At 41.6% G+C, this 19,867-nt stretch carries 21 protein-coding genes; 5 read left to right on the plus strand and 16 right to left on the minus strand.

Annotation, left to right across the window (positions count from 1 at the left end):
- Window positions 1-112: 112 nt before the first annotated feature.
- The gene (locus KG708_RS08065; RefSeq protein ID WP_213608891.1) at window positions 113-2,233 is read left to right on the plus strand and encodes a TonB-dependent siderophore receptor; all 2,121 of its coding nucleotides are present in this window, start codon (window positions 113-115) and stop codon (window positions 2,231-2,233) included.
- A gap of 125 nt (window positions 2,234-2,358) precedes the next feature.
- Here the strand turns inward: KG708_RS08065 and recA are convergent, their stop codons facing one another.
- Window positions 2,359-3,402, minus strand: coding sequence for a recombinase RecA (gene recA, locus KG708_RS08070; RefSeq protein WP_213608892.1), 1,044 nt, complete (start codon window positions 3,400-3,402; stop codon window positions 2,359-2,361).
- A gap of 68 nt (window positions 3,403-3,470) precedes the next feature.
- Window positions 3,471-3,959 (minus strand): CinA family protein, encoded by a 489-nt coding sequence (locus tag KG708_RS08075; RefSeq protein WP_024602330.1) that lies wholly within the window; start codon window positions 3,957-3,959, stop codon window positions 3,471-3,473.
- A gap of 21 nt (window positions 3,960-3,980) precedes the next feature.
- Here KG708_RS08075 and mutS point away from each other — a divergent pair, with 21 nt between their 5' ends.
- Window positions 3,981-6,566, plus strand: a complete 2,586-nt coding sequence (gene mutS / locus KG708_RS08080) for a DNA mismatch repair protein MutS (RefSeq protein ID WP_213608893.1) — start codon at window positions 3,981-3,983, stop codon at window positions 6,564-6,566.
- A 61-nt stretch (window positions 6,567-6,627) separates the two neighbouring features.
- Here the strand turns inward: mutS and rpoS are convergent, their stop codons facing one another.
- The 11 genes from rpoS to KG708_RS08135 all read right to left on the minus strand — a co-directional run bounded on the left by rpoS (window position 6,628) and on the right by KG708_RS08135 (window position 14,279).
- Window positions 6,628-7,599, minus strand: coding sequence for an RNA polymerase sigma factor RpoS (gene rpoS, locus KG708_RS08085; protein ID WP_213609339.1), 972 nt, complete (start codon window positions 7,597-7,599; stop codon window positions 6,628-6,630).
- A gap of 118 nt (window positions 7,600-7,717) precedes the next feature.
- Window positions 7,718-8,542, minus strand: a complete 825-nt coding sequence (locus KG708_RS08090; RefSeq protein WP_213608894.1) for a peptidoglycan DD-metalloendopeptidase family protein — start codon at window positions 8,540-8,542, stop codon at window positions 7,718-7,720.
- A gap of 41 nt (window positions 8,543-8,583) precedes the next feature.
- Window positions 8,584-9,162 carry a YqaA family protein gene (locus KG708_RS08095; protein WP_213608895.1) on the minus strand — a complete coding sequence of 193 codons (579 nt, stop codon included), beginning with the start codon at window positions 9,160-9,162 and terminating at the stop codon, window positions 8,584-8,586.
- Between the two features lie 9 nt (window positions 9,163-9,171).
- Window positions 9,172-9,810 (minus strand): protein-L-isoaspartate(D-aspartate) O-methyltransferase, encoded by a 639-nt coding sequence (locus tag KG708_RS08100; RefSeq protein WP_213608896.1) that lies wholly within the window; start codon window positions 9,808-9,810, stop codon window positions 9,172-9,174.
- The gene (gene surE, locus KG708_RS08105) at window positions 9,800-10,564 is read right to left on the minus strand and encodes a 5'/3'-nucleotidase SurE (RefSeq protein WP_213608897.1); all 765 of its coding nucleotides are present in this window, start codon (window positions 10,562-10,564) and stop codon (window positions 9,800-9,802) included. Before surE ends, KG708_RS08100 begins: the two co-directional genes overlap by 11 nt.
- Entirely contained in the window at window positions 10,545-11,597 is a 1,053-nt protein-coding gene (locus tag KG708_RS08110; RefSeq protein WP_213608898.1) for a tRNA pseudouridine(13) synthase TruD, read from the minus strand. Before KG708_RS08110 ends, surE begins: the two co-directional genes overlap by 20 nt.
- 9 nt (window positions 11,598-11,606) lie before the next feature.
- A complete protein-coding gene (gene ispF / locus KG708_RS08115; protein ID WP_213608899.1) occupies window positions 11,607-12,092 on the minus strand; it encodes a 2-C-methyl-D-erythritol 2,4-cyclodiphosphate synthase in 486 nt (161 codons plus the stop codon).
- Window positions 12,089-12,790: a 2-C-methyl-D-erythritol 4-phosphate cytidylyltransferase gene (ispD, locus tag KG708_RS08120; protein ID WP_213608900.1), complete on the minus strand. Its 702-nt coding sequence runs from the start codon at window positions 12,788-12,790 to the stop codon at window positions 12,089-12,091. Before ispD ends, ispF begins: the two co-directional genes overlap by 4 nt.
- Window positions 12,780-13,067, minus strand: coding sequence for a cell division protein FtsB (gene ftsB, locus KG708_RS08125; protein ID WP_213608901.1), 288 nt, complete (start codon window positions 13,065-13,067; stop codon window positions 12,780-12,782). Before ftsB ends, ispD begins: the two co-directional genes overlap by 11 nt.
- Window positions 13,068-13,102: 35 nt before the next feature.
- Complete coding sequence (locus KG708_RS08130) at window positions 13,103-13,690, minus strand: hypothetical protein (protein WP_213609341.1); 588 nt, start codon at window positions 13,688-13,690, stop codon at window positions 13,103-13,105.
- Between the two features lie 115 nt (window positions 13,691-13,805).
- On the minus strand, window positions 13,806-14,279 hold the full coding sequence (locus KG708_RS08135; protein ID WP_213608902.1) for a DUF2947 domain-containing protein: 474 nt from the start codon (window positions 14,277-14,279) through the stop codon (window positions 13,806-13,808).
- Between the two features lie 61 nt (window positions 14,280-14,340).
- Between KG708_RS08135 and KG708_RS08140 the strand changes: the two genes are divergently transcribed.
- The 3 genes from KG708_RS08140 (at window position 14,341) to KG708_RS08150 (ending at window position 16,672) form a co-directional block, all read left to right on the plus strand.
- Window positions 14,341-14,571 (plus strand): DUF1653 domain-containing protein, encoded by a 231-nt coding sequence (locus tag KG708_RS08140; protein WP_213608903.1) that lies wholly within the window; start codon window positions 14,341-14,343, stop codon window positions 14,569-14,571.
- A gap of 63 nt (window positions 14,572-14,634) precedes the next feature.
- Window positions 14,635-15,483 carry an AAA family ATPase gene (locus tag KG708_RS08145; protein WP_213608904.1) on the plus strand — a complete coding sequence of 283 codons (849 nt, stop codon included), beginning with the start codon at window positions 14,635-14,637 and terminating at the stop codon, window positions 15,481-15,483.
- Window position 15,484: 1 nt separating this feature from the next.
- A complete protein-coding gene (locus tag KG708_RS08150) occupies window positions 15,485-16,672 on the plus strand; it encodes a VWA domain-containing protein (protein ID WP_213608905.1) in 1,188 nt (395 codons plus the stop codon).
- A 624-nt stretch (window positions 16,673-17,296) separates the two neighbouring features.
- Here the strand turns inward: KG708_RS08150 and KG708_RS08155 are convergent.
- The 3 genes from KG708_RS08155 to raiA form a co-directional block, all read right to left on the minus strand.
- Complete coding sequence (locus tag KG708_RS08155) at window positions 17,297-17,704, minus strand: hypothetical protein (protein WP_213608906.1); 408 nt, start codon at window positions 17,702-17,704, stop codon at window positions 17,297-17,299.
- Between the two features lie 284 nt (window positions 17,705-17,988).
- Entirely contained in the window at window positions 17,989-19,221 is a 1,233-nt protein-coding gene (locus tag KG708_RS08160; protein ID WP_213608907.1) for a divalent metal cation transporter, read from the minus strand.
- Between the two features lie 143 nt (window positions 19,222-19,364).
- Entirely contained in the window at window positions 19,365-19,721 is a 357-nt protein-coding gene (gene raiA / locus KG708_RS08165) for a ribosome-associated translation inhibitor RaiA (RefSeq protein WP_013465684.1), read from the minus strand.
- Window positions 19,722-19,867: the final 146 nt, after the last annotated feature.

The following is a 19,867-nucleotide window of genomic DNA, read 5'->3' on the forward strand; positions in this document are numbered from 1 at the left end:
TGTTTTACGAACACGTTAACCCGTTTCGCTAAAAACGCACCAATAACGCAATTGCAAATCACTCTCATTTAGATTAAATTACACTCCTATTTTAAATCTTATGGGAAACAAGATGCTACACAAACAAAAAAACTTTGTATTTAAGCTGAGTCTGCTCACTTCACTGGTTTTATCTGGCCATGTTATTGCAAACGACACGCAAGACGACCTACCTCTAGAAAAAATTGCCGTTTATGGGCAACATCATAAAAATTATATTACCGAAGAAGCACAGTCAGCGACTAAGCTAGGTTTAACAATTAAAGAAACTCCACAGTCAATTTCTGTTGTCTCACGCGCGTTGATGGATGACTTTTCACTTGATGATATTAATGCGGTATTAGAAAGCACCCCAGGCGTAACAGTGGAACAAATAGAAACCGATCGTACTTACTTTAAAGCCCGTGGTTTTGAAATAACTAACTTTTTAATTGATGGTTTGGGCACGCCGCAAAGTTCAGGTTCAATTCAAGGTACACTTGATACGGCAATTTACGATCGCGTTGAAATAGTGCGTGGTGCCAACGGCATGATGACAGGTGCAGGCAACCCATCAGCTACTGTAAATATGGTGCTAAAAAAACCAACCTACACAACGCAAGCTCATGCATCGGCCTCTTATGGATCATGGAATAACAAACGTGTAGATATTGATGTTTCCACACCGATTAACGATGAACACGCTGTTCGTGCTGTATTTACTAAGCAAGATAAAGAGTCATACCTAGACCGTTACGAAACCGATAAAACCGTTGCCTACCTTGCCTATGAGGGTAAGCTGACTGACGATACACTACTGAGCATCAACTACGTAAACGAACAAAAAGATGCCGACAGTCCTTTATGGGGCGCGTTACCACTTTATTACACTGATGGCTCAGCGACTAACTATGATGACTCAACTAGCACAGCTGCAGATTGGTCGTATTGGGATAATAGTGCTGAACGTGTTTATGTAACACTTGAGCAAAACTTATCAGCGACTTGGGTCGCTAAAGCGCGTTATGCCCACATAAAAAATGAACAAAATTCAGAGCTGTTTTATGTGTATGGCACACCAGATAAAGAAACTGGTTTAGGTTTAACGGGCTATGCGAGTCGTTATGATTACAAAGACACCCAAGATTTGTATGATTTATATGCCAGCGGTAAGTTTGAGCTATTTTCGCTAGAGCACGACTTATCATTCGGCATCAGCCAGGCAAACATGGACTTTAATGACCAATCGCTTTATGACTACACTACAGGTAATGGTTTTCCAGGTATGCCTGATTTAGCAAGTTGGGATGGTGTTATTCCAGAAGCGACATTGGTTGATAGGCCTAATGGCAGTGATGTACAAAACACACAAAGGTCGGCTTATATTTCAACCCGCATCAAATTAGCTGAACCATTGAGCATTTTAGCTGGAGTACGCTATACCGATTGGGAAACTAAAGGTATTGCTTATGATGTAGTACAAACCCGTGATGACTCAGAATTAATTCCTTATATTGGTACAGTGTACGATTTTACCGAGTCGTTATCTGCGTATGCTAGCTATACCGAAACGTTTGTACCACAAAAAGAGTTAGACATTAACGCTGAACAACTGGCTCCTGTAATTGGCAAAAGTACTGAGGTTGGCCTAAAAGCACAGCTTTTAGGTGAGCAAGTATTTGTTACACTCGCCTACTTTGATGCCGAGCAAGATGGACTTGCTGTTGCACTTCCAAACTCTCTTCCTAGCGATACGCGTTATTATGCTGCAGATGGTATCAATAGCGATGGATTCGAAATTGAGCTAAGCGGTCGCTTAACTGACGATTTAAGTGCCAGCATTAGCTTTAGTAATTTAAGCATTGATGGTGATGAGCTGGTTAAAGATTACACACCAGAAAACCAATTAAAAATGGCAGCCACTTACCAAGTGCCATTTATTGACGGTTTAATCTTAGGTGCTAATTATCGCTGGCAAGATTCTATCAGCCGTGTGCAAGTAAAAGATCCAGCAGGCAACGCATTAGTCACTACAAAACAAGACGCTTATGGCTTATTAGATTTAATGGCTACTTACGAAATCACTCAAAATGTTGGTGTTACCTTTAATGTAAATAACACTACTGATGAAAAATACATACATAGCCTGTATTGGGCACAAGGTTACTACGGTGCGCCACGTAACTACTCACTGTCAGTTAACTGGCAGCTATAAACTTGAGTACTGGGCTCTCATGAACAGAGCTTAAGTCAATTTATAGCAAGCAATAAAAAAGCGCTAACCTAATTGGTTAGCGCTTTTTTAAGCTCGGGTCAAATCAAGCTTTAAAACTAATTTGCTTAAAGATCTGGCGCTTCACCTAATACGTCTTCACCATCTTCAGGCTCAACCGTTGCTTTTAGCAATAGCATTTCACGCAGTTTACCTTCAATTTCATCTGCAATTTCAGGGTTTTCTTTAAGGAACTTAATCGAATTAGACTTACCTTGGCCAACTTTGTTGCCATTGTAGCTATACCAAGCACCTGCTTTTTCAACAAGTTTGTGCTTAACACCTAAATCAATCAGCTCACCCTGCTTAGAAATACCTTCACCATACATAATGATAAATTCAGCTTGTTTAAACGGCGGTGCAACTTTGTTTTTCACAATTTTAACGCGCGTTTCATTACCAACAACCTCGTCGCCTTCTTTTACTGAACCAATACGACGAATATCAATACGTACTGAGGCGTAAAATTTCAGGGCGTTACCACCGGTTGTGGTTTCAGGGTTACCAAACATTACACCAATTTTCATACGGATTTGGTTAATGAAAATACATAGCGTGTTTGAGCGCTTAATGTTACCTGTAAGCTTACGTAATGCTTGCGACATTAAGCGTGCTTGTAAGCCCATATGTGAGTCACCCATGTCGCCTTCAATTTCAGCTTTTGGTGTAAGTGCTGCAACCGAATCGACAATCACCACATCAACTGCGCTTGAACGTACTAACATGTCACAAATTTCAAGTGCTTGTTCACCCGTATCTGGTTGAGATACAAGTAGCTCATCAATGTTAACGCCTAGTTTTTGTGCATATATTGGATCAAGAGCATGCTCAGCATCAACAAAGGCACACGTTTTACCTTCTTTTTGGGCTTCAGCGATAACTTGTAATGTAAGCGTTGTTTTACCTGATGACTCTGGGCCATATACTTCAACGATTCGCCCCATTGGTAAGCCGCCTATACCTAAAGCAATATCAATACCTAGCGAGCCTGTTGATACAGCGTCAATTTTTAACGCTTTATTGTCACCCAATTTCATGATTGAGCCTTTACCAAATTGACGTTCAATTTGTGATAAAGCGGCGTCCAATGCTTTTTGTTTGTTATCGTTCATTTTACTCTCCAAATCCAGCTAATGCAGACAAGTATACTGTATGAAATCACAGTATCAAGCTAATTTTATTATTTTATCTTCTCTATTATACTTTTCAATGAAAATACAATAGCTTGCAGCCTAACTTGCGCCCTATCTCCATCAAATACTTGCTCAAACGTCCAGTGTTTACCGTTAATTTGTAGGCCAAACCACACAAGCCCTACCGGTTTGCCCTCAGTGGCACCACCGGGACCTGCAATTCCTGAAATAGCAATGCCAATATCAGCATTAGCCGCCTTACATGCACCTGCTGCCATCTCAATGACTGTTTGTTCGCTCACCGCGCCAAATTCCTCGAGGGTATCACGCTTCACATTGAGTAATTCATGCTTTGCGTTATTGCTATAAGTGACAAATGCGCGGTCAATATATGCAGAGCTTCCGGGGGTATCGGTAAGCGAATAACTCACTCCACCACCAGTACATGATTCAGCGGTAGTGATCCATAAGCGTTTATCCGTTAAAATAGCGCCTAATTGCGCAGCAAGTGTCTTAATCTCTTGATGTAATTCCATATTCAGCCTTTGGGTAAATACATGTCGTTTGATCTTTATGCACCGCACACTATAAAACAACAAACCCCTATGATGCAGCAGTATCTAAAAATAAAATCAGAGCATCGCGATATTTTATTGTTTTATCGGATGGGGGATTTTTACGAACTCTTTTTTGACGACGCAAAACGCGCCGCGCAATTGCTTGATATTTCACAAACACATCGTGGCAAAGCCGGCGGCGATCCTATTCCTATGGCGGGCGTGCCTTATCATGCAGTAGAAAACTATTTAGCCCGCTTAGTACAAATGGGCGAGTCGGTGGCTATTTGTGAGCAAGTGGGCGATCCTGCCACCAGTAAAGGCCCTGTTGAGCGTAAAGTAGTACGTATTGTAACCCCAGGTACTATTTCTGACGAAGCCTTACTGCAAGAACGCCAAGACAACCTTTTAACCAGTGTTTGGCAAAATAAAAAAGGCCAATACGGTATTGCGTATCTTGATATCAACTCAGGGCGCTTTAATGTTGTTGAAGTAAACACTGATGAAGCATTTAGCTCAACGCTACAACGCTTAGCGCCTGCTGAATTACTGTATAGCGAACACTTTGAAAACACTCACTTAATTGAACACATTAAAGGCGCACGACGCCGTCCTGAATGGGAGTTTGACCTTGATACCGCGCAACACTTACTGTGCGAGCAGTTTGGGACCAAAGATTTAGTGGGGTTTGGCGTCGACAAAGCACATAGCGCCTTGGTGGCAGCAGGCTGTTTAATGCAGTACGTAAAAGATACCCAACGCATTGCATTACCGCACATCCGCGCAATCACTCTTGAGCATAACGAACACGCGGTTATTTTGGATGCGCCAACCCGTAAAAACCTTGAGTTAACGGTTAATTTATCAGGTGGTTTTGAAAACACCCTAGCCCAAGTGCTTGATAAAACAGCAACGGCGATGGGCTCGCGATTACTTAAACGTCGCATTCATACTCCTATTCGTAATAAAGATGAACTCAACTCACGACTTAATGCTATTACTGCCATTTTAGATGCACAATTATGTGGTGAACTGCATGACGCGCTCAAAGAGATTGGTGATATAGAACGTGTAATTGCTCGCTTGGCATTACATACCGCTCGCCCACGCGATTTAACACGGCTTCGCAGTGCGCTTCAAGCATTAGCACCGCTGCATAGCTTATTAAACGATGCAACTGATACACGTATTTCACATATAATTACGCATTCTAAAGAGCTTCCTGAGCTACAAGCATTACTTGAACGTGCTGTCATTGATAATCCGCCAGTGTTAATTCGTGATGGCGGTGTTATTGCGCCAGGGTATAACAGCGAACTTGATGAGTGGCGTAATTTAAGCCAAGGTGCCACCGATGTGCTTGAACAGCTAGAGCAGCGCGAACGTGAACGCACCGGTATTAGTACACTTAAGATTGGTTATAACCGAGTGCATGGCTTTTTTATTGAAGTGAGCCGCGCCAACTCGCACTTAGTGCCTGCAGATTACATTCGTCGTCAAACATTAAAAAATAACGAGCGCTATATAATTCCAGAACTAAAAGAACACGAAGACAAAGTTCTCGGCAGTCAATCAAAAGCGCTGGCCCTTGAAAAACAATTATACGAACAGTTATTTGAATTTATAGCTCCGCATATTGAGCAGCTACAAATAATGGCCTCAGTAATTGCCGATCTAGATGTACTGAACAATTTAGCAGAGCGTGCCCAAACACTTAATTATGCCAAGCCTGAGCTTTGCGATAACGATAATATCAGCATTAAACAAGGCCGCCACCCTGTGGTAGAGCAGGTAATGAAAGACCCGTTTATTGCCAATCCTGTGGAGCTCAATAACCAGCGTAAAATGTTGATTATTACCGGCCCTAACATGGGCGGTAAATCAACCTACATGCGCCAAACTGCGCTTATTGTGCTTATGGCACATATTGGCTGTTACGTTCCTGCCGATAGCGCTAAAATTGGTAATATAGATAGAATATTTACCCGCATTGGCGCCAGTGACGACTTAGCATCTGGGCGTTCAACCTTCATGGTTGAAATGACCGAAACCGCGGCTATTTTAAATAATGCCACCGCGCAATCATTGGTGCTTATGGATGAAATAGGCCGAGGAACCAGTACTTACGACGGGTTATCACTGGCGTACGCGACGGCTGATCACCTCGCTTCAAAAATAGCGGCTAAAACCCTGTTTGCAACCCATTACTTTGAACTAACAGAGCTTGCAGAGCAAACGCCTGGGCTGGTTAATGTGCACCTAGATGCCATTGAACACAACGATACCATTGCCTTTATGCATACGGTATTAGATGGCGCAGCGAGTAAGAGCTTTGGTTTGCAAGTAGCGGCACTGGCCGGGGTGCCTAAAGCAGTTATTGCCCAAGCTAAACAAAAGCTAAGCTTGCTTGAAAACCATCAAAGTGTCACCACAGTCACTACAGAGCAACAGGTTTTACCGTTTGATAGTGAACCACAAACCAGCCAGCCAAGTGAGCTTGAGCAACAAATGAGCGCAATAGACCCTGATAACCTATCACCCCGTCAGGCGCATGAACTGCTTTATAAATTGAAAGCACTGCTTTAAACGCAAACAGCCCGGCTTAAAAAGCCGGGCTGTATTCATTTCTCTGTGTGTTTAGATTAGATTAAGCGAACTGTTCAAATAAGCTTTCGGTACTTAAGCCTTCTTGTTGCAAAATATCTTTTAATCGACGTAACGCCTCAACCTGTATTTGGCGAACTCGCTCACGGGTTAAGCCTATTTCACGGCCAACATCTTCAAGGGTTGAGGGTTCGTAACCAAGTAAACCAAATCGACGTGCTAATACTTCGCGTTGTTTTGGGTTTAATTCACCTAACCAATCAATAATATGTGTATTCATATCGTTGTTTTGTACTTCCCCTTCGGGGCCTACATTTTTTTCATCGGCTATCACATCTAGTAATGCACTGTCGTTTTCACCGCCAATGGGCATATCAACAGACGCTATTTTTTCATTTAAACGTAGCATTTTGGTAACGTCTTCGACCGGTCTATCTAAGCTTTCTGCGATTTCTTCTGCGGTAGGCTCATGATCAAGCTTTTGCGTTAGCTCACGGGCGGTGCGTAAATAAACATTAAGTTCTTTAACTACATGGATAGGCAAGCGAATGGTGCGAGTTTGATTCATGATCGCCCGCTCAATGGTTTGGCGGATCCACCATGTAGCATAAGTAGAAAATCGGAAACCACGTTCTGGATCAAACTTTTCAACCGCTCTGATGAGCCCTAAATTACCTTCTTCAATTAGATCAAGTAGAGCAAGGCCACGATTATTATATCTACGTGCAATTTTTACAACTAGCCGTAGATTACTTTCAATCATGCGTTTACGTGACGCTTCGCAACCTTTTAATGATTTGCGAGCAAAAAAAACTTCCTCTTGCGCACTTAAAAGAGGGGAAAAACCAATTTCGCCAAGATATAACTGGGTGGCATCAAGGTTTTTAGTGACTTCTTCTTTTACAAATACTTCTTCATCTTCCACATCATCAAGTAGTTGCGTCGGCTCTTCAATATCAGCGTCGTCAAACTTATTATTAGTGGAGATTTTATCAGCTTTTGCTACATCAGCCATAAGACTTCTCCTGAGCAAGCTATCAATAACTTTATGACTAAGGCCTGAAGTCGCTTTGTTAGCTTTTGCTGTACTAGCCATAAGCCTTCTCCAACACCGTTAATCAACACCTTTTAGTTCAGGGTAGATATTTAGCAGGGTTAACAGCTTTTCCTCGATAACGAATTTCAAAACGAAGTGCCGTTACAGGAGACTCTGAGTTACCAATTTCTGCTATTTTTTGTCCCGCCTTTACTATATGCTTCTCTTTAACAAGTAATTTTGAGTTATGTGCATATGCACTTAGGTAATCATCATTATGTTTCAATATGATTAAATTACCGTAACCTCTTAGTGCACTACCCGCATAAACTACCGTTCCTTGTGCTGCGGCGAGTACTGCAGTACCCTCTTCATTAGCAATTTGTAGGCCCTTATAGCCGTTTTCCTTATCAGAAAAGCGCTGAATAATTTTACCTTTAGCGGGCCAAATCCAACTCAAATTTACATTTGAAACATCTTTAGAATTGCTAATTTTTTGGTTAGCTTGTTTTTGAACATACCTTCGTTTTTTCGGCTGATCAAGCTCTTTCTTTAATTTATTGTTGATTTTTTGTAAACCTGATGGTTTTTTAGCAGGCTTTTTTTGATACGTTTTTTCTGTAGCCCTTGGTTGGCTTGGTTCTAAAAGAGATACAACTTGACCGGGAACAATTATATAAGGTGATGGTATTGAATTATTTTTTGCAAGCTCTCTAAAGTCTTTTCCGGCACTAAAAGCAATTGAGTAAAGTGTATCGCCTTTTTGTACCGTGTATTTTCCACCATTAATATTAATACGCGAGGTATAATCGTTAATGTTATTATTTAAACTACTTACAGGTGCAGGAACGTGGCGAGACGAGCACGCACAAAGCAAAACACTAATAAATAAAGCAACATAACAGCGTATTTGTTTATTCAATGTGTTTTGCCCTCTGTGTTAATAACATTAATATATAGTGCTTAACGCAATAGAATGTACGCAACAGCAATTAAAGCCACAACAGCCCAACCAAGTACTTCAATATATTGGCGTAATTTTTTCTCCATTTTAACTCCCCCCCATTTCATTAGGGCAGATACTAAAAAGAAACGTGCTCCACGTCCAATTGCCGAGGCAATAATAAAAGGTAAAAATGCCATTTGTAATACCCCTGCACCAATGGTAAATACTTTATAAGGAATAGGCGAAAACCCCGCAATAAATACCACCCATACACCATAATCTTTAAACCAAGACAGCGCTGTATTAAACTTATCTTGCCATTGCATTTGCGCAATAAACGGTTCAACAACGGGTTCAAATAACCAAAAGCCAAGTAAATAACCTAAAATGCCTCCAAGCACAGAAGCGACGGTAGCAAAACTTGCAAAACGCCACGCTTTGCTCGGTTGTGCCAGCGACATAGGTGCTAGCATTACATCCGGTGGTACAGGAAAAAAAACCGATTCGGCAAAGCTCATGCCAGCTAAATAACGCTCTGCGTGGCGATGCTTTGCCCACACTAGTGCCATATCGTATAACTTAGTAAACAACTTCAAAGTGAATTCCTATTCAATATCACCAGGGACTAAAGGTACAAATCTTACTGGCGCAATTACATGCTCTGTAAAGCTATCGCCTTGGCGAATAACCATGGTTAATTTTTGTTCGACCTCACCAATGGGGGCAAGTAAGACACCGCCATCAGCAAGCTGTGCGAGTAGTTCTGCAGGAATAGTGTTTGCTGCGGCCGTCACTATAATGCCATTAAATGGCGCTTGCGATTGCCACCCTTGCCAACCATCACCGTGTTTCATAGTGACATTATATAAATCGAGTTGATGTAATCGGCGTTTCGCTTGCCATTGCAATGCTTTAATACGCTCGACCGAATACACTTTATCAAACGTTTTAGCAAGTACCGCTGTTTGATAGCCGGATCCGGTGCCAATTTCTAATATCTTATGTTGCACACCTGCCAAGCGCATTAGTTCGGTCATACGAGCAACAATATAAGGCTGCGAAATAGTTTGCCCCTGCCCTATGGGTAGCGCTGTATTTTGATACGCTTTATGTTGCAACACATCGTCAATAAAAATGTGCCGAGGAATTTGCGCAATCGCCTTTAAAACCTCAACGTCTTCTACACCTTCTCGCTGTAACAGATCTGAAAGTGCTTGTGCACTGCGGGTATAATTAGCCAGCACGATTGATCTCCAACTCGGCTAACCACTCTCCTACGGCTTTAATACTATCTTTTGCTGTCATATCAACGCTTAATGGAGTCACTGATGCATAGCCATTATTAACGGCATAAAAATCAGTACCTTCTCCAGCGTCGCTTTCTGTTCCAAGCGAGCCGTACCAAAAAATATCACGCCCCCAAGGATCAGTTTGTTTAGTCATGGTTTCTGCTTTGTGACGCGCGCCCAAACGAGTTACTTTAACCCCTTTGAGTTCACTTAGCGGAATATCGGGCACATTAAGATTAATGATTTGATCTTTAGGCAGCGGATGCGATGCAAGCCCTTTAATAATATTCACCGTAACTGCTGCAGCTGTTTCAAAGTGTTCACCATAATGAGAACACAAAGAGACCGCAATCGCTGGCAAACCTAAATGACGGCCCTCTGTTGCGGCTGCTACAGTTCCAGAATAAAGCGTATCGTCACCTAAATTTCCGCCATGATTAATACCTGCAACCACTAAGTCAGGTTTTTCATCCATCAATTGGTTTACACCTAAATGTACGCAATCGGTAGGTGTACCATTTACTGACATAAATCCATTGTCGAGTGTAGAAGCACGCAGTGGATTCATTAACGTTAATGAATTACTTGCACCACTGCAATTTCTGTCAGGGGCAACCAAGGTAACGTCTGCAATTTGTGTTAATGCTTGATATAAAACAGCAATACCTTTTGCGTTTACGCCATCATCGTTACTTAATAATATCTTCATGTATATTGTTATCCTTTTCTTTTCGCTCGCGAGGGCTGGCATCAGTGTAATCAACCAGTTCACGCAGTAAAGCCGTTGCAAAGCAGCCTTTGGGTAAGCCAAAGCTGAGTTTTAATGTACGTTCATCAAGTGTTTCTACACTTAGATCTTGGGGGATTAAACGCAGCATTCTGCGCTCGTTTTTAAGCCCTAACTCACCTAAACCATCACACCATGCTTGATACGGTGCCAACCATGTTTTTTCTTGTTCGGTAAGGCCTTTTTCGCTTTTACCCACCATTGGCGCCGACATCATAATGTCGCCAGAGGCAAGACGTGCAATATTTTCATCGCTTATCGCATCTTCAAAAAACGCATTGCTACCGCTGAGCATAAATACTTCACGGTGCATGGTTTTAGCAAGGCCATGTTCTGCCACGCGTAAACTAACAATTTGATTAAACACATGCGAACGCGCTGCTGAAATAATAATACCCCGTAGTTTTTTATCGCGTATGCGCTCACCGGCAAACATTTTTTCAGCCATCACCAAATTATGCCCATCGCGGCCAAAGCGCTGCTCACCAAAGTAATTAGGGACTCCAGCGCGTACTGCGTTTATGCGACATAAAATATCTAAAGGCTCGGTTACATTACGCAAGGTAATGGTAAATTTATTGCCTTTGTGACAACCAGTACGCAACTTTCGCTCGTGCCGCTGTTGCGATATTACAAATACACTTTCGCTATTAAGCTCTGTAAAATCAATGTGCTTTTTAATCGGTACTTTTACGCTAAACCATTGCGAGCATACGCCATGGCGATCTTTCATACCGGCATAACTTACATCTCTTGGCGACACACCCGCTTTTTGCGCAATAAGCTTGGCCACATATTGAGTGTTTTCGCCTTTTTTAACCACTTGCAAACACACATGTTCACCACTGCCAGTAAACTCAATGCCTAAGTCTTCATCGACCATAAAGTCTTCAGCAGTGGTTTTAAAGTCGGCTTTAGAAAGCGGCGCGCCGTATAAATAATTTAATTCGCTCATGTGGTTTCTTTACTCGTTAACTCTTTTTTGCATAATAACCACAGCATGGCTGGAAATACCTTCTTTACGTCCCTCAAAACCCAATTTTTCTGTGGTAGTAGCCTTAACATTCACTTGAGAAAGTTCAGCATTTAAATCACTGGCAAGGTTGGCCCGCATCGCTTGAATGTGCGGCAGCATTTTTGGTGCTTGTGCCACAATGGTGATATCGGCATTGCCTAGTACATAGCCCCGCTGTTTGGCCAAGCTCATCACATGTCGTAATAAAATACGGCTATCAATATTTTCATATTCACTGGCTGTATCAGGAAAGTGCTTGCCAATATCACCTAATGCCAATGCGCCTAAAATAGCGTCACATAAGGCATGAATAGCTACATCACCATCTGAGTGTGCTAAAAAGCCTTGTGGGTAGTCAATTTTTTCGCCGCAGATAATTAAGGGCCCTTGGCCACCAAACTTATGCACGTCAAAACCATGGCCTATTCGTATCATATTGCACTCTCATTGTTTTGTTTTTGCAGTAAAAAGCCTGCTAAGTCTAAATCTTCTGGGGTGGTAATCTTAATATTATCACTGCGCCCTGCTACCAGCTTTACTGGCTTATTTGCCCATTCCATGGCACTGGCTTCATCAGTAATAGTTACGCCGCTGTTAAGCGCATTTTGCAATGCCATTTTTAGCTCATCATATTTAAAAAGCTGTGGCGTTAAGGCTTGCCATAAATCATCACGTGGTACGGTTTGCTGTGCATATGTTTGTCCACGTTTTATGGTGTCTTTTACCTTACTGGCTAAAATGCCACCTTCATCAGCTTGAATGCATTGTGCTATTAAGCATTCTATATCTGCAATATCGACCAAGGGCCTTGCTGCGTCGTGCACCAATACCCATTTAGGTGGGTGTGTACCTAAAAAAAGTAAACTATTTAATACTGAATCTGCACGCTCTTTGCCACCACTGGCACGTACAATTCGGGAGTCTGTTAGTGTGAGGTCGTCAAAGTAAGGATCGTTGTCGCTCAGTGCGACCACAATAGAACTCAGTTGTGGTAGCTGCGATAACTTAGCAAGGGTATGCTCTAAAATTGTCTTACCCGCTAATTGTATATATTGTTTAGGTGTTGCGTGTTGCATTCTGCTGCCAACACCTGCAGCAGGGACAATAGCAGCAATTGTGTATTTATTTGTCATAGTGTTGAGCCGGTAAAACACGAATAAAGGTTTCGTCCGGTTTAATCATTCCTAATTCATTGCGGGCACGCTCTTCAATACCTTCTAGGCCGAGCTTTAAATCTTCTATATCTGCTTTTAATACTTTATTGCGTTTGATCAGCTTTGCATTTGTTTGCTGGTGCGATGCTACGGCGCTTTTTAACCGCGTGTAGTCTTGCATGCCATTATGACCAAACCAAAGTCGATACTGAATAAAAAGTGCTAAGCACAATAAGCCAAGTTGAAAAAATCGCATTAAACACTCCTTATTTTAATTTTTAATTGTAAGCCTTACGCTAACGGCCGCTTAACATTACGCCAATTAATATGAGCAGCCAATAACATTTCCCGTAACGATAATACCCGTGGCGAACTGCGCTTAGAAAACTGCCACTGGTGGCCACAACACGCTGCAGCAAGCGTTGCTTTATTAGGTTTGAGTAACAGTGCACTTTGTAGTTCAAGCCCTTGACCTAAAAAATTAAACCAACCAAGCTCATTACAATGCAATTGCGTTTTAGTTACTTGATCAATACTGTCTATTCTAATCCGAATTTGACCGTGATTTTGTAATAATACAGGAATAATCAGCCCAACTTTGGCATGTGCTTGGTAAAAAAGTTCATTTGCTGAAAAATCAACCTCAGGCGGAGTTGGTTTTTGCTTTTCAAGCCAGCCGCCATTTTGCGGATCAAGTACAAAAGGCGATGTTGCATTAGCCACTCGCGTTGCAGCCCGTTCTATATAATAAGGTAAGCTCTTTAGTTGCCTTCGCAAGCGTTCGCTATTCGGCTCAGCAACTAAACGTTGCACCTCTCGCTGGTAAAAAGCATTACATAGTTGTGCATAAAGCACTTTCTGTGCATCAGTTTGCCACATTTCAACTTGTTGACCTGTGTCAAACTGCTTATTTTTAGTGACCAATCGCTGTACTCAAAAACACCTTAATAGATGTTTTATAACACAGTAACGAGCAGTTTTTAAGCACTGCTTGTTATGGTTTTTCACCTAGCTTTGCAATACCTGACTCTAAAAATTGCACCATAGTGCTGCGCTTTTTACCTATTAATAAACTGCCATCGGCTAAAAACATAAAGTTTTTCCAGTTGCGTTTAAACACATCAAAGCTAGTTTCAATAATATTATCGCGCGCCATACAAAAATAAACGGTAGTGTTAGCCTGCCAGTCTAAGTGACTCAAAATTGCATCAGGAAATTGGGGGTCTTCGCCTTCCCACGCATTCTCCCAATTTACTTCTTGGCTAAAATTTTGCTCTTGCGCGCACCAATCTGTTTTATCGAAAAAGTCTGGATGATCATGCTCGCGGCTCACCATGGTTGTCCATAACACCGCGGCGCGCTCGCTAGTCATGGGTTTAATATTGGTTGCATCAATATCTGAAACCGGAATATCTTTATGGCGAAATACCCAGGCTTTTTTGTAATCATCAAGAGAAATATAATTCATAGTATTGCTGTATTCTTTGGCATAATAAAAAGCGAAGGCAAATTATACAAGAGATCAAAACATGACTACAGCACTAAAACCACATATCCTTAAATCAGGTATATACCAACATTACAAGGGTCCACAATATAAAGTATTGTATGTGGCCACCCACAGCGAAACCAACGAGCAATTGGTGATCTATCAAGCGCTGTATGGTGAGTTCGGTATTTGGGCGCGCCCACTGAGTATGTTTACTGAAACCGTTGAAAAAGACGGTAAAACGATTGCTCGTTTTACCTACCTTGGTTAAGCCAATTAACTATGGCATTATAAAGCATAATAATTACTGCTCAGACCAGATAAAGGATAACCCGTGCAATTTAATTCAACCGACAATTATATCGCAAGTTCAGCATTAAAACAGGCGGTAAACGCCGCCATTATGCTGCAAAAACCGCTTTTAATTAAAGGCGAGCCAGGCACAGGTAAAACCATGCTAGCCGAAGAGTTGGCTAAAAGTTTAAATACAGAGCTTATTCAGTGGCATATAAAATCAACCACCAAAGCGCAGCAAGGTTTGTACGAGTACGATGCAGTATCGCGTTTGCGCGACAGCCAGCTAGGTGATGAGCGCGTTCACAATATTAGTAACTACATAGTTAAAGGTAAGCTGTGGCAGGCCTTCATGTACGCTGAACTAAACGGCAAACGCCCAGTACTGCTTATTGACGAAATAGACAAAGCCGATATTGAGTTTCCAAACGACTTACTCCTTGAGCTCGATAAAATGGAGTTTCATGTTTACGAAACCGGTGAGCGCATTGTGGCTAAAGAGCGCCCTATCGTGATCATCACCTCAAACAATGAAAAAGAGCTGCCAGATGCGTTTTTACGCCGCTGTTTTTTTCACTATATTGATTTTCCTAGTAGCGACGAAATGCAGCAAATTATTGATGTGCACTACCCGCATGTTAAACAAGATTTAGTTCGCCAAGCACTTGAAGTGTTTTTTAACTTACGCGAAGCCAACGGCCTTAAAAAGAAGCCATCCACCAGCGAATTACTCGATTGGTTAAAACTGTTAATGGCAGAAGACATAGACGCAAAAACGCTGCACGACAAAACGCAAAAAGGTGGTTTAATGCCGATGTTTGGCGCATTACTTAAAAACGAGCAAGACATAAGCCTAATCGAAAAGCTCGCGTTTATGAGCCGCCGTTAATATGTTGATTGCATTTTTCTTCAAATTGCGTGAATACCGCTTGCCTGTGAGCCTGCGCGAGTTACTCGATTTAATTAACGCTTTAAAACAAGGTGTTATATTTGCTGATGTGGACGCGTTTTATCATTTAGCGCGTACTATTATGGTAAAGGACGAAACACATTTTGATCGGTTCGATAAAGCCTTTGCCGATTACTTTAGTGGTATTGCCGACTTAGACCTGCTCGAGCGCTTAAAACAGCAACACAACTTACCTGATGATTGGTTGCGTAAAGAGTTTGAAAAGCACCTAAGCGATGAAGAAAAAGCCCAACTAAAAGCCATGGGTGGGCTCGACGAGCTAATGAAAACCCTCAAAGAGCGCCTAGAAGAGCAACAAAAACGCCACGCTGGCGGCAATAAATGGGTAGGTACTGGCGGTACATCACCCTTTGGGGCGTATGGTTATAACCCTGAAGGCGTACGCATTGGTCAAGACGGCAACCGCAATCGCCAAGCAGTAAAAGTATGGGATAAGCGCGAATACCGTAATCTAGATTCCGACCGCGAAATTGGCTCACGCACTATAAAACTCGCCCTCAAAAAGCTACGCAAATTTGCCCGCACCGGCGCAAGCGACACCCTTGATTTAAACGAGACTATTCGCGCGACCGCCAAGCAAGGCGGCATGCTCGATGTAAAAATGGCACCCGAGCGCCACAACGCGGTAAAAGTATTGATGCTGTTTGATATTGGCGGTTCAATGGATGACTACATTCATACCTGTGAAGAGTTATTTAGCGCCGCCCACAGTGAGTTTAAACATTTAGAGTTTTACTACTTTCATAACTGTTTATACGAACACGTGTGGCAAGATAACCAACGCCGCCACTCAAACATCATCGACACCATGACACTCATTAACAAGTTTACCAGCGACTACAAGGTTATATTTGTTGGTGATGCCACTATGGGCCCGTATGAAATTGCCTACCCTGGCGGCTCAGTAGAGCATTGGAATGAAGAACCCGGCAGTGCGTGGTTAAACCGAATCACAAATCACTTTGATAAAGTCGCGTGGCTCAATCCACAACCAGTAGAACACTGGCCGTACTACCAATCAATTGATTTTATAAAACAGCTGATGGATAACCGTATGTACCCGCTGAGTTTAGATGGGATAAGTAAAGCAATAAAAGAGCTGAGTTAGAAACTCTGTTGGATGGCGCCTTCGGCTTAACCAACCTACTTTGACAATATTATGCCATGTACCACATATGTACTTTGTTGGCTGGCGCCTTCGGCTTAACCAACCTACCTTTGACAATATTATGCCATGTACCACATATGTACTTTGTTGGCTGGCGCCTTCGGCTTAACCAACCTACCTTTGACAATATTATGCCATATACCACATATATACTTTATTGGCTGGCGCCTTCGGCTTAACCAACCTACCTTTTGACGATATCATGCCATGTACCGCATATGTACTGTGTTGGGTGGCGCCTTCGGCTTAACCAACCTACCTTTGACGATATCATGCCATGTACCACATATGTACTTTGTTGGCTGGCGCCTTCGGCTTAACCAACCTACATTTGACAATATCATGCCATGTACCACATATGTACTTTGTTGGCTGGCGCCTTCGGCTTAACCAACCTACATTTGACAATATTATGCCATATACCTCATATATACTTTATTGGCTGGCGCCTTCGGCTTAACCAACCTACCTTTTTACGTAGGTCGGATAAGTGGCGAAGCCACGCCATCCGAAAAAATGATAAATTTAACAGAAACAATCCAACTTACAGTGTTATTTGTATAATCACTTTTTTTGTTCTATATGCTTTGCTTCAAGTACTAAAAAAGTTAACCCTATAATCGCAAAAAGTGCGAAACCTGATAATAAAAACGGATCAATAAAAATATTTTTATTAAAAACAAATTCACCGGCTGATATCTTTTTCCATCCCATAAAATGTTGGCTTGACGCAACAACAGCACCAAAAAAACCAATAACTAATGCGATGTATTTTATTACCCAGTTGTACACAAAAGGTAATATTAATAAAAAACCCAGCAAACCTATTACCGTTCTCTGAACACGACAATATGGGCATATATAAACAACGCCGGCAAGCTCACTAAACCATGCTAATGCACAAATAAGGATTGCTAAAACCCCAAGTAAACGACGATTTACGATAAGTTTATTTAATTCTAAAAACTTCATTACAAACCTAAATATTAATAATAATTACATTTTTGATGCTATTTTTTAAATTATTAAATAATAATTTTATAGCACCTCGAATTTGATACACTATAACATACCAAGCCGCGCCATAAGTCACGCTTTTATTATATTTAATACTGGGGTGTGTTGACCTTTTTAAATTGAAGTTTTTTTAAACAAAGGCAAGCTAATTGTAACCTTTCACCTCGAACCTTTCACCTCGAACCTTTCACCTTTCACCTCGAACCTCGAACCTCGAACCTCGAACCTCGAAAATAAAATCACATCAACTTCCACACTACAAACGCCACAGCAAAGCCAACTAAGTACATTAAGCCTAACCAGGTTAAGCTACGCAAAAGTAGGCTGTGTTTAATCGCGGATTCTGAGCGCACTAGGCTAAAATTAAGCCATGCAAAAACAGGGGTAGTAACAAACGCAAGTGTCATGGCAAAGGTAAGCATGGGGCCAAGGGCTGATTTAAAAAATAAAATAACCGCCATACCGGCCAATGCTTGTAATATAAGCCACGTATTTAAGCTGTGTTTTGATTGCTTAAAACCCAGTAATTTATGTGATTCGTTAAGTGTGCGGGCGTAACCGTCAAGTACGGTGAGTGTGGTGCCAAACATACACAAAAACGCGATGGCTGATACCAAAGGCCTTGCCCACTCGCCAATAGTAAGTGCATACATATCAATCAGCTGTTTAGCAAACGCTACACCACCGAGCTCTATATTACTGTTTTGCCCATATTGCACTAACGCACCTAAACTAAAAAATACCAGCGCAAGCCCGGCGGTTAACCAATAACCTAGATTAAAATCGAATAAGCCTTGGTTTTTAGTCACACTTTGCTGAGCTTGTTTTTCTTTAAGCCACAACGAGCTCAGAGCAGATATTTCAATAGGCGCTGGCATCCAGCCCATTAAGGCAACCATAAAGCCCAACATGGCAAGTTCATACGGTGAGGGGCCAACATAGTTTACAGACGCTACTGGGCCGTTATTTATAGCAATAACCAATGCAGTGATGGTTGCTATAGTAAGTAGCCCCATAATTACTTTTGCTACGTTATCAAGCGCTTTAAAATGCCCCAGTAATAATATAATTAAACACACGGCCAATATTAACCAACACAATAAGGTAACAGGAATGCTGATAGGTAATGCGTAGTGTAATAAGCTCGCCGTAAGCAACAATACACCGGCGGTGTTTACCACTGCGGCAATAATATTCAGGGCAATAAAACTGTAAAAATAGCCGGGGCCTTGGTTTTTATACCCTTCAACTAAACTATTTTTGGTGGCGAGCGTGTATTCCATACCAAAACGAAAAAATGGATACTTTAAAACGTTAACCACCACAATAAGCCAAAATAGCTGCCAGCCAAATAATGCACCTGCTTGAGTAGAGGCCACCAAGTGTGAGCCACCAATGGCAGCGGTTGCCATTAAAATACCCGGGCCGAGCGCCCCTAAACGAGACTTCCATGTGTTTTGTATGTACTGCATTAACTTCTCAAATTTGGTGTGTTATATGCTTTTATTATTAATTTTCATCATTAATAAACCGTATAAATGCATAACTTACCTAATTTATGGGCAATAAAAAAGAGCCCTTAGGCTCTTTTTAAAAAATAACACACTGTTAGTTATTAATTTAAATCCATCTCTTGGATAATTTCGTGCGCTATTTCAGGAGTGGTACTTACAGGCTTTTCGTGTAAGTTTGCTTTAATTTGCCCTTTACGATGCTTTAATGCGGCATCGAGTTTTTTAGCTGCGCTGGAAATAGCAGGATACATAACTTCGTTTTCCCCTTTTACCGATATACGCGCACCTTCATAATTTGTGCTAATTTCTGCTTGGAACTTATGATGCTCTTTTGAAAGAATAATATCCAGAGATATCAATGATGGAAAATGGCTCGCAACTTTTGAGAACTTTTCGTTAATGTGTTCTTTAATAGAATCAGTAACGTCAACATGGTGACCAGAAAGATTAATTTTCATAGGGTATCCTTTTATTTGTTACCTCATAACTAGTATTGGGGGCTAAACGAATTAACACAAGATAAAAAAGAGATATTTAAGGTTTATTTGCTATTTTAGGTGATTCAAATCATGCGTTGTGCAAAGTTTATGCAAAGCCCATTAGC

Source organism: Pseudoalteromonas sp. (assembly GCF_018402495.1).
Lineage (GTDB): Bacteria > Pseudomonadota > Gammaproteobacteria > Enterobacterales > Alteromonadaceae > Pseudoalteromonas.

What these genes read in the sequence shown, in the direction of transcription:
- KG708_RS08065 (WP_213608891.1), top strand. Translation starts at nt 113, where the DNA reads ATGCTACACAAACAAAAAAACTTTGTATTTAAGCTGAGTCTGCTCACT.
- recA (WP_213608892.1), bottom strand. Translation starts at nt 3,402, where the DNA reads ATGAACGATAACAAACAAAAAGCATTGGACGCCGCTTTATCACAAATT.
- KG708_RS08075 (WP_024602330.1), bottom strand. Translation starts at nt 3,959, where the DNA reads ATGGAATTACATCAAGAGATTAAGACACTTGCTGCGCAATTAGGCGCT.
- mutS (WP_213608893.1), top strand. Translation starts at nt 3,981, where the DNA reads ATGTCGTTTGATCTTTATGCACCGCACACTATAAAACAACAAACCCCT.
- rpoS (WP_213609339.1), bottom strand. Translation starts at nt 7,599, where the DNA reads ATGGCTGATGTAGCAAAAGCTGATAAAATCTCCACTAATAATAAGTTT.
- surE (WP_213608897.1), bottom strand. Translation starts at nt 10,564, where the DNA reads ATGAAGATATTATTAAGTAACGATGATGGCGTAAACGCAAAAGGTATT.
- KG708_RS08110 (WP_213608898.1), bottom strand. Translation starts at nt 11,597, where the DNA reads ATGAGCGAATTAAATTATTTATACGGCGCGCCGCTTTCTAAAGCCGAC.
- ispF (WP_213608899.1), bottom strand. Translation starts at nt 12,092, where the DNA reads ATGATACGAATAGGCCATGGTTTTGACGTGCATAAGTTTGGTGGCCAA.
- ispD (WP_213608900.1), bottom strand. Translation starts at nt 12,790, where the DNA reads ATGACAAATAAATACACAATTGCTGCTATTGTCCCTGCTGCAGGTGTT.
- ftsB (WP_213608901.1), bottom strand. Translation starts at nt 13,067, where the DNA reads ATGCGATTTTTTCAACTTGGCTTATTGTGCTTAGCACTTTTTATTCAG.
- KG708_RS08130 (WP_213609341.1), bottom strand. Translation starts at nt 13,690, where the DNA reads ATGTGGCAAACTGATGCACAGAAAGTGCTTTATGCACAACTATGTAAT.
- KG708_RS08135 (WP_213608902.1), bottom strand. Translation starts at nt 14,279, where the DNA reads ATGAATTATATTTCTCTTGATGATTACAAAAAAGCCTGGGTATTTCGC.
- KG708_RS08140 (WP_213608903.1), top strand. Translation starts at nt 14,341, where the DNA reads ATGACTACAGCACTAAAACCACATATCCTTAAATCAGGTATATACCAA.
- KG708_RS08150 (WP_213608905.1), top strand. Translation starts at nt 15,485, where the DNA reads ATGTTGATTGCATTTTTCTTCAAATTGCGTGAATACCGCTTGCCTGTG.
- KG708_RS08155 (WP_213608906.1), bottom strand. Translation starts at nt 17,704, where the DNA reads ATGAAGTTTTTAGAATTAAATAAACTTATCGTAAATCGTCGTTTACTT.
- KG708_RS08160 (WP_213608907.1), bottom strand. Translation starts at nt 19,221, where the DNA reads ATGCAGTACATACAAAACACATGGAAGTCTCGTTTAGGGGCGCTCGGC.
- raiA (WP_013465684.1), bottom strand. Translation starts at nt 19,721, where the DNA reads ATGAAAATTAATCTTTCTGGTCACCATGTTGACGTTACTGATTCTATT.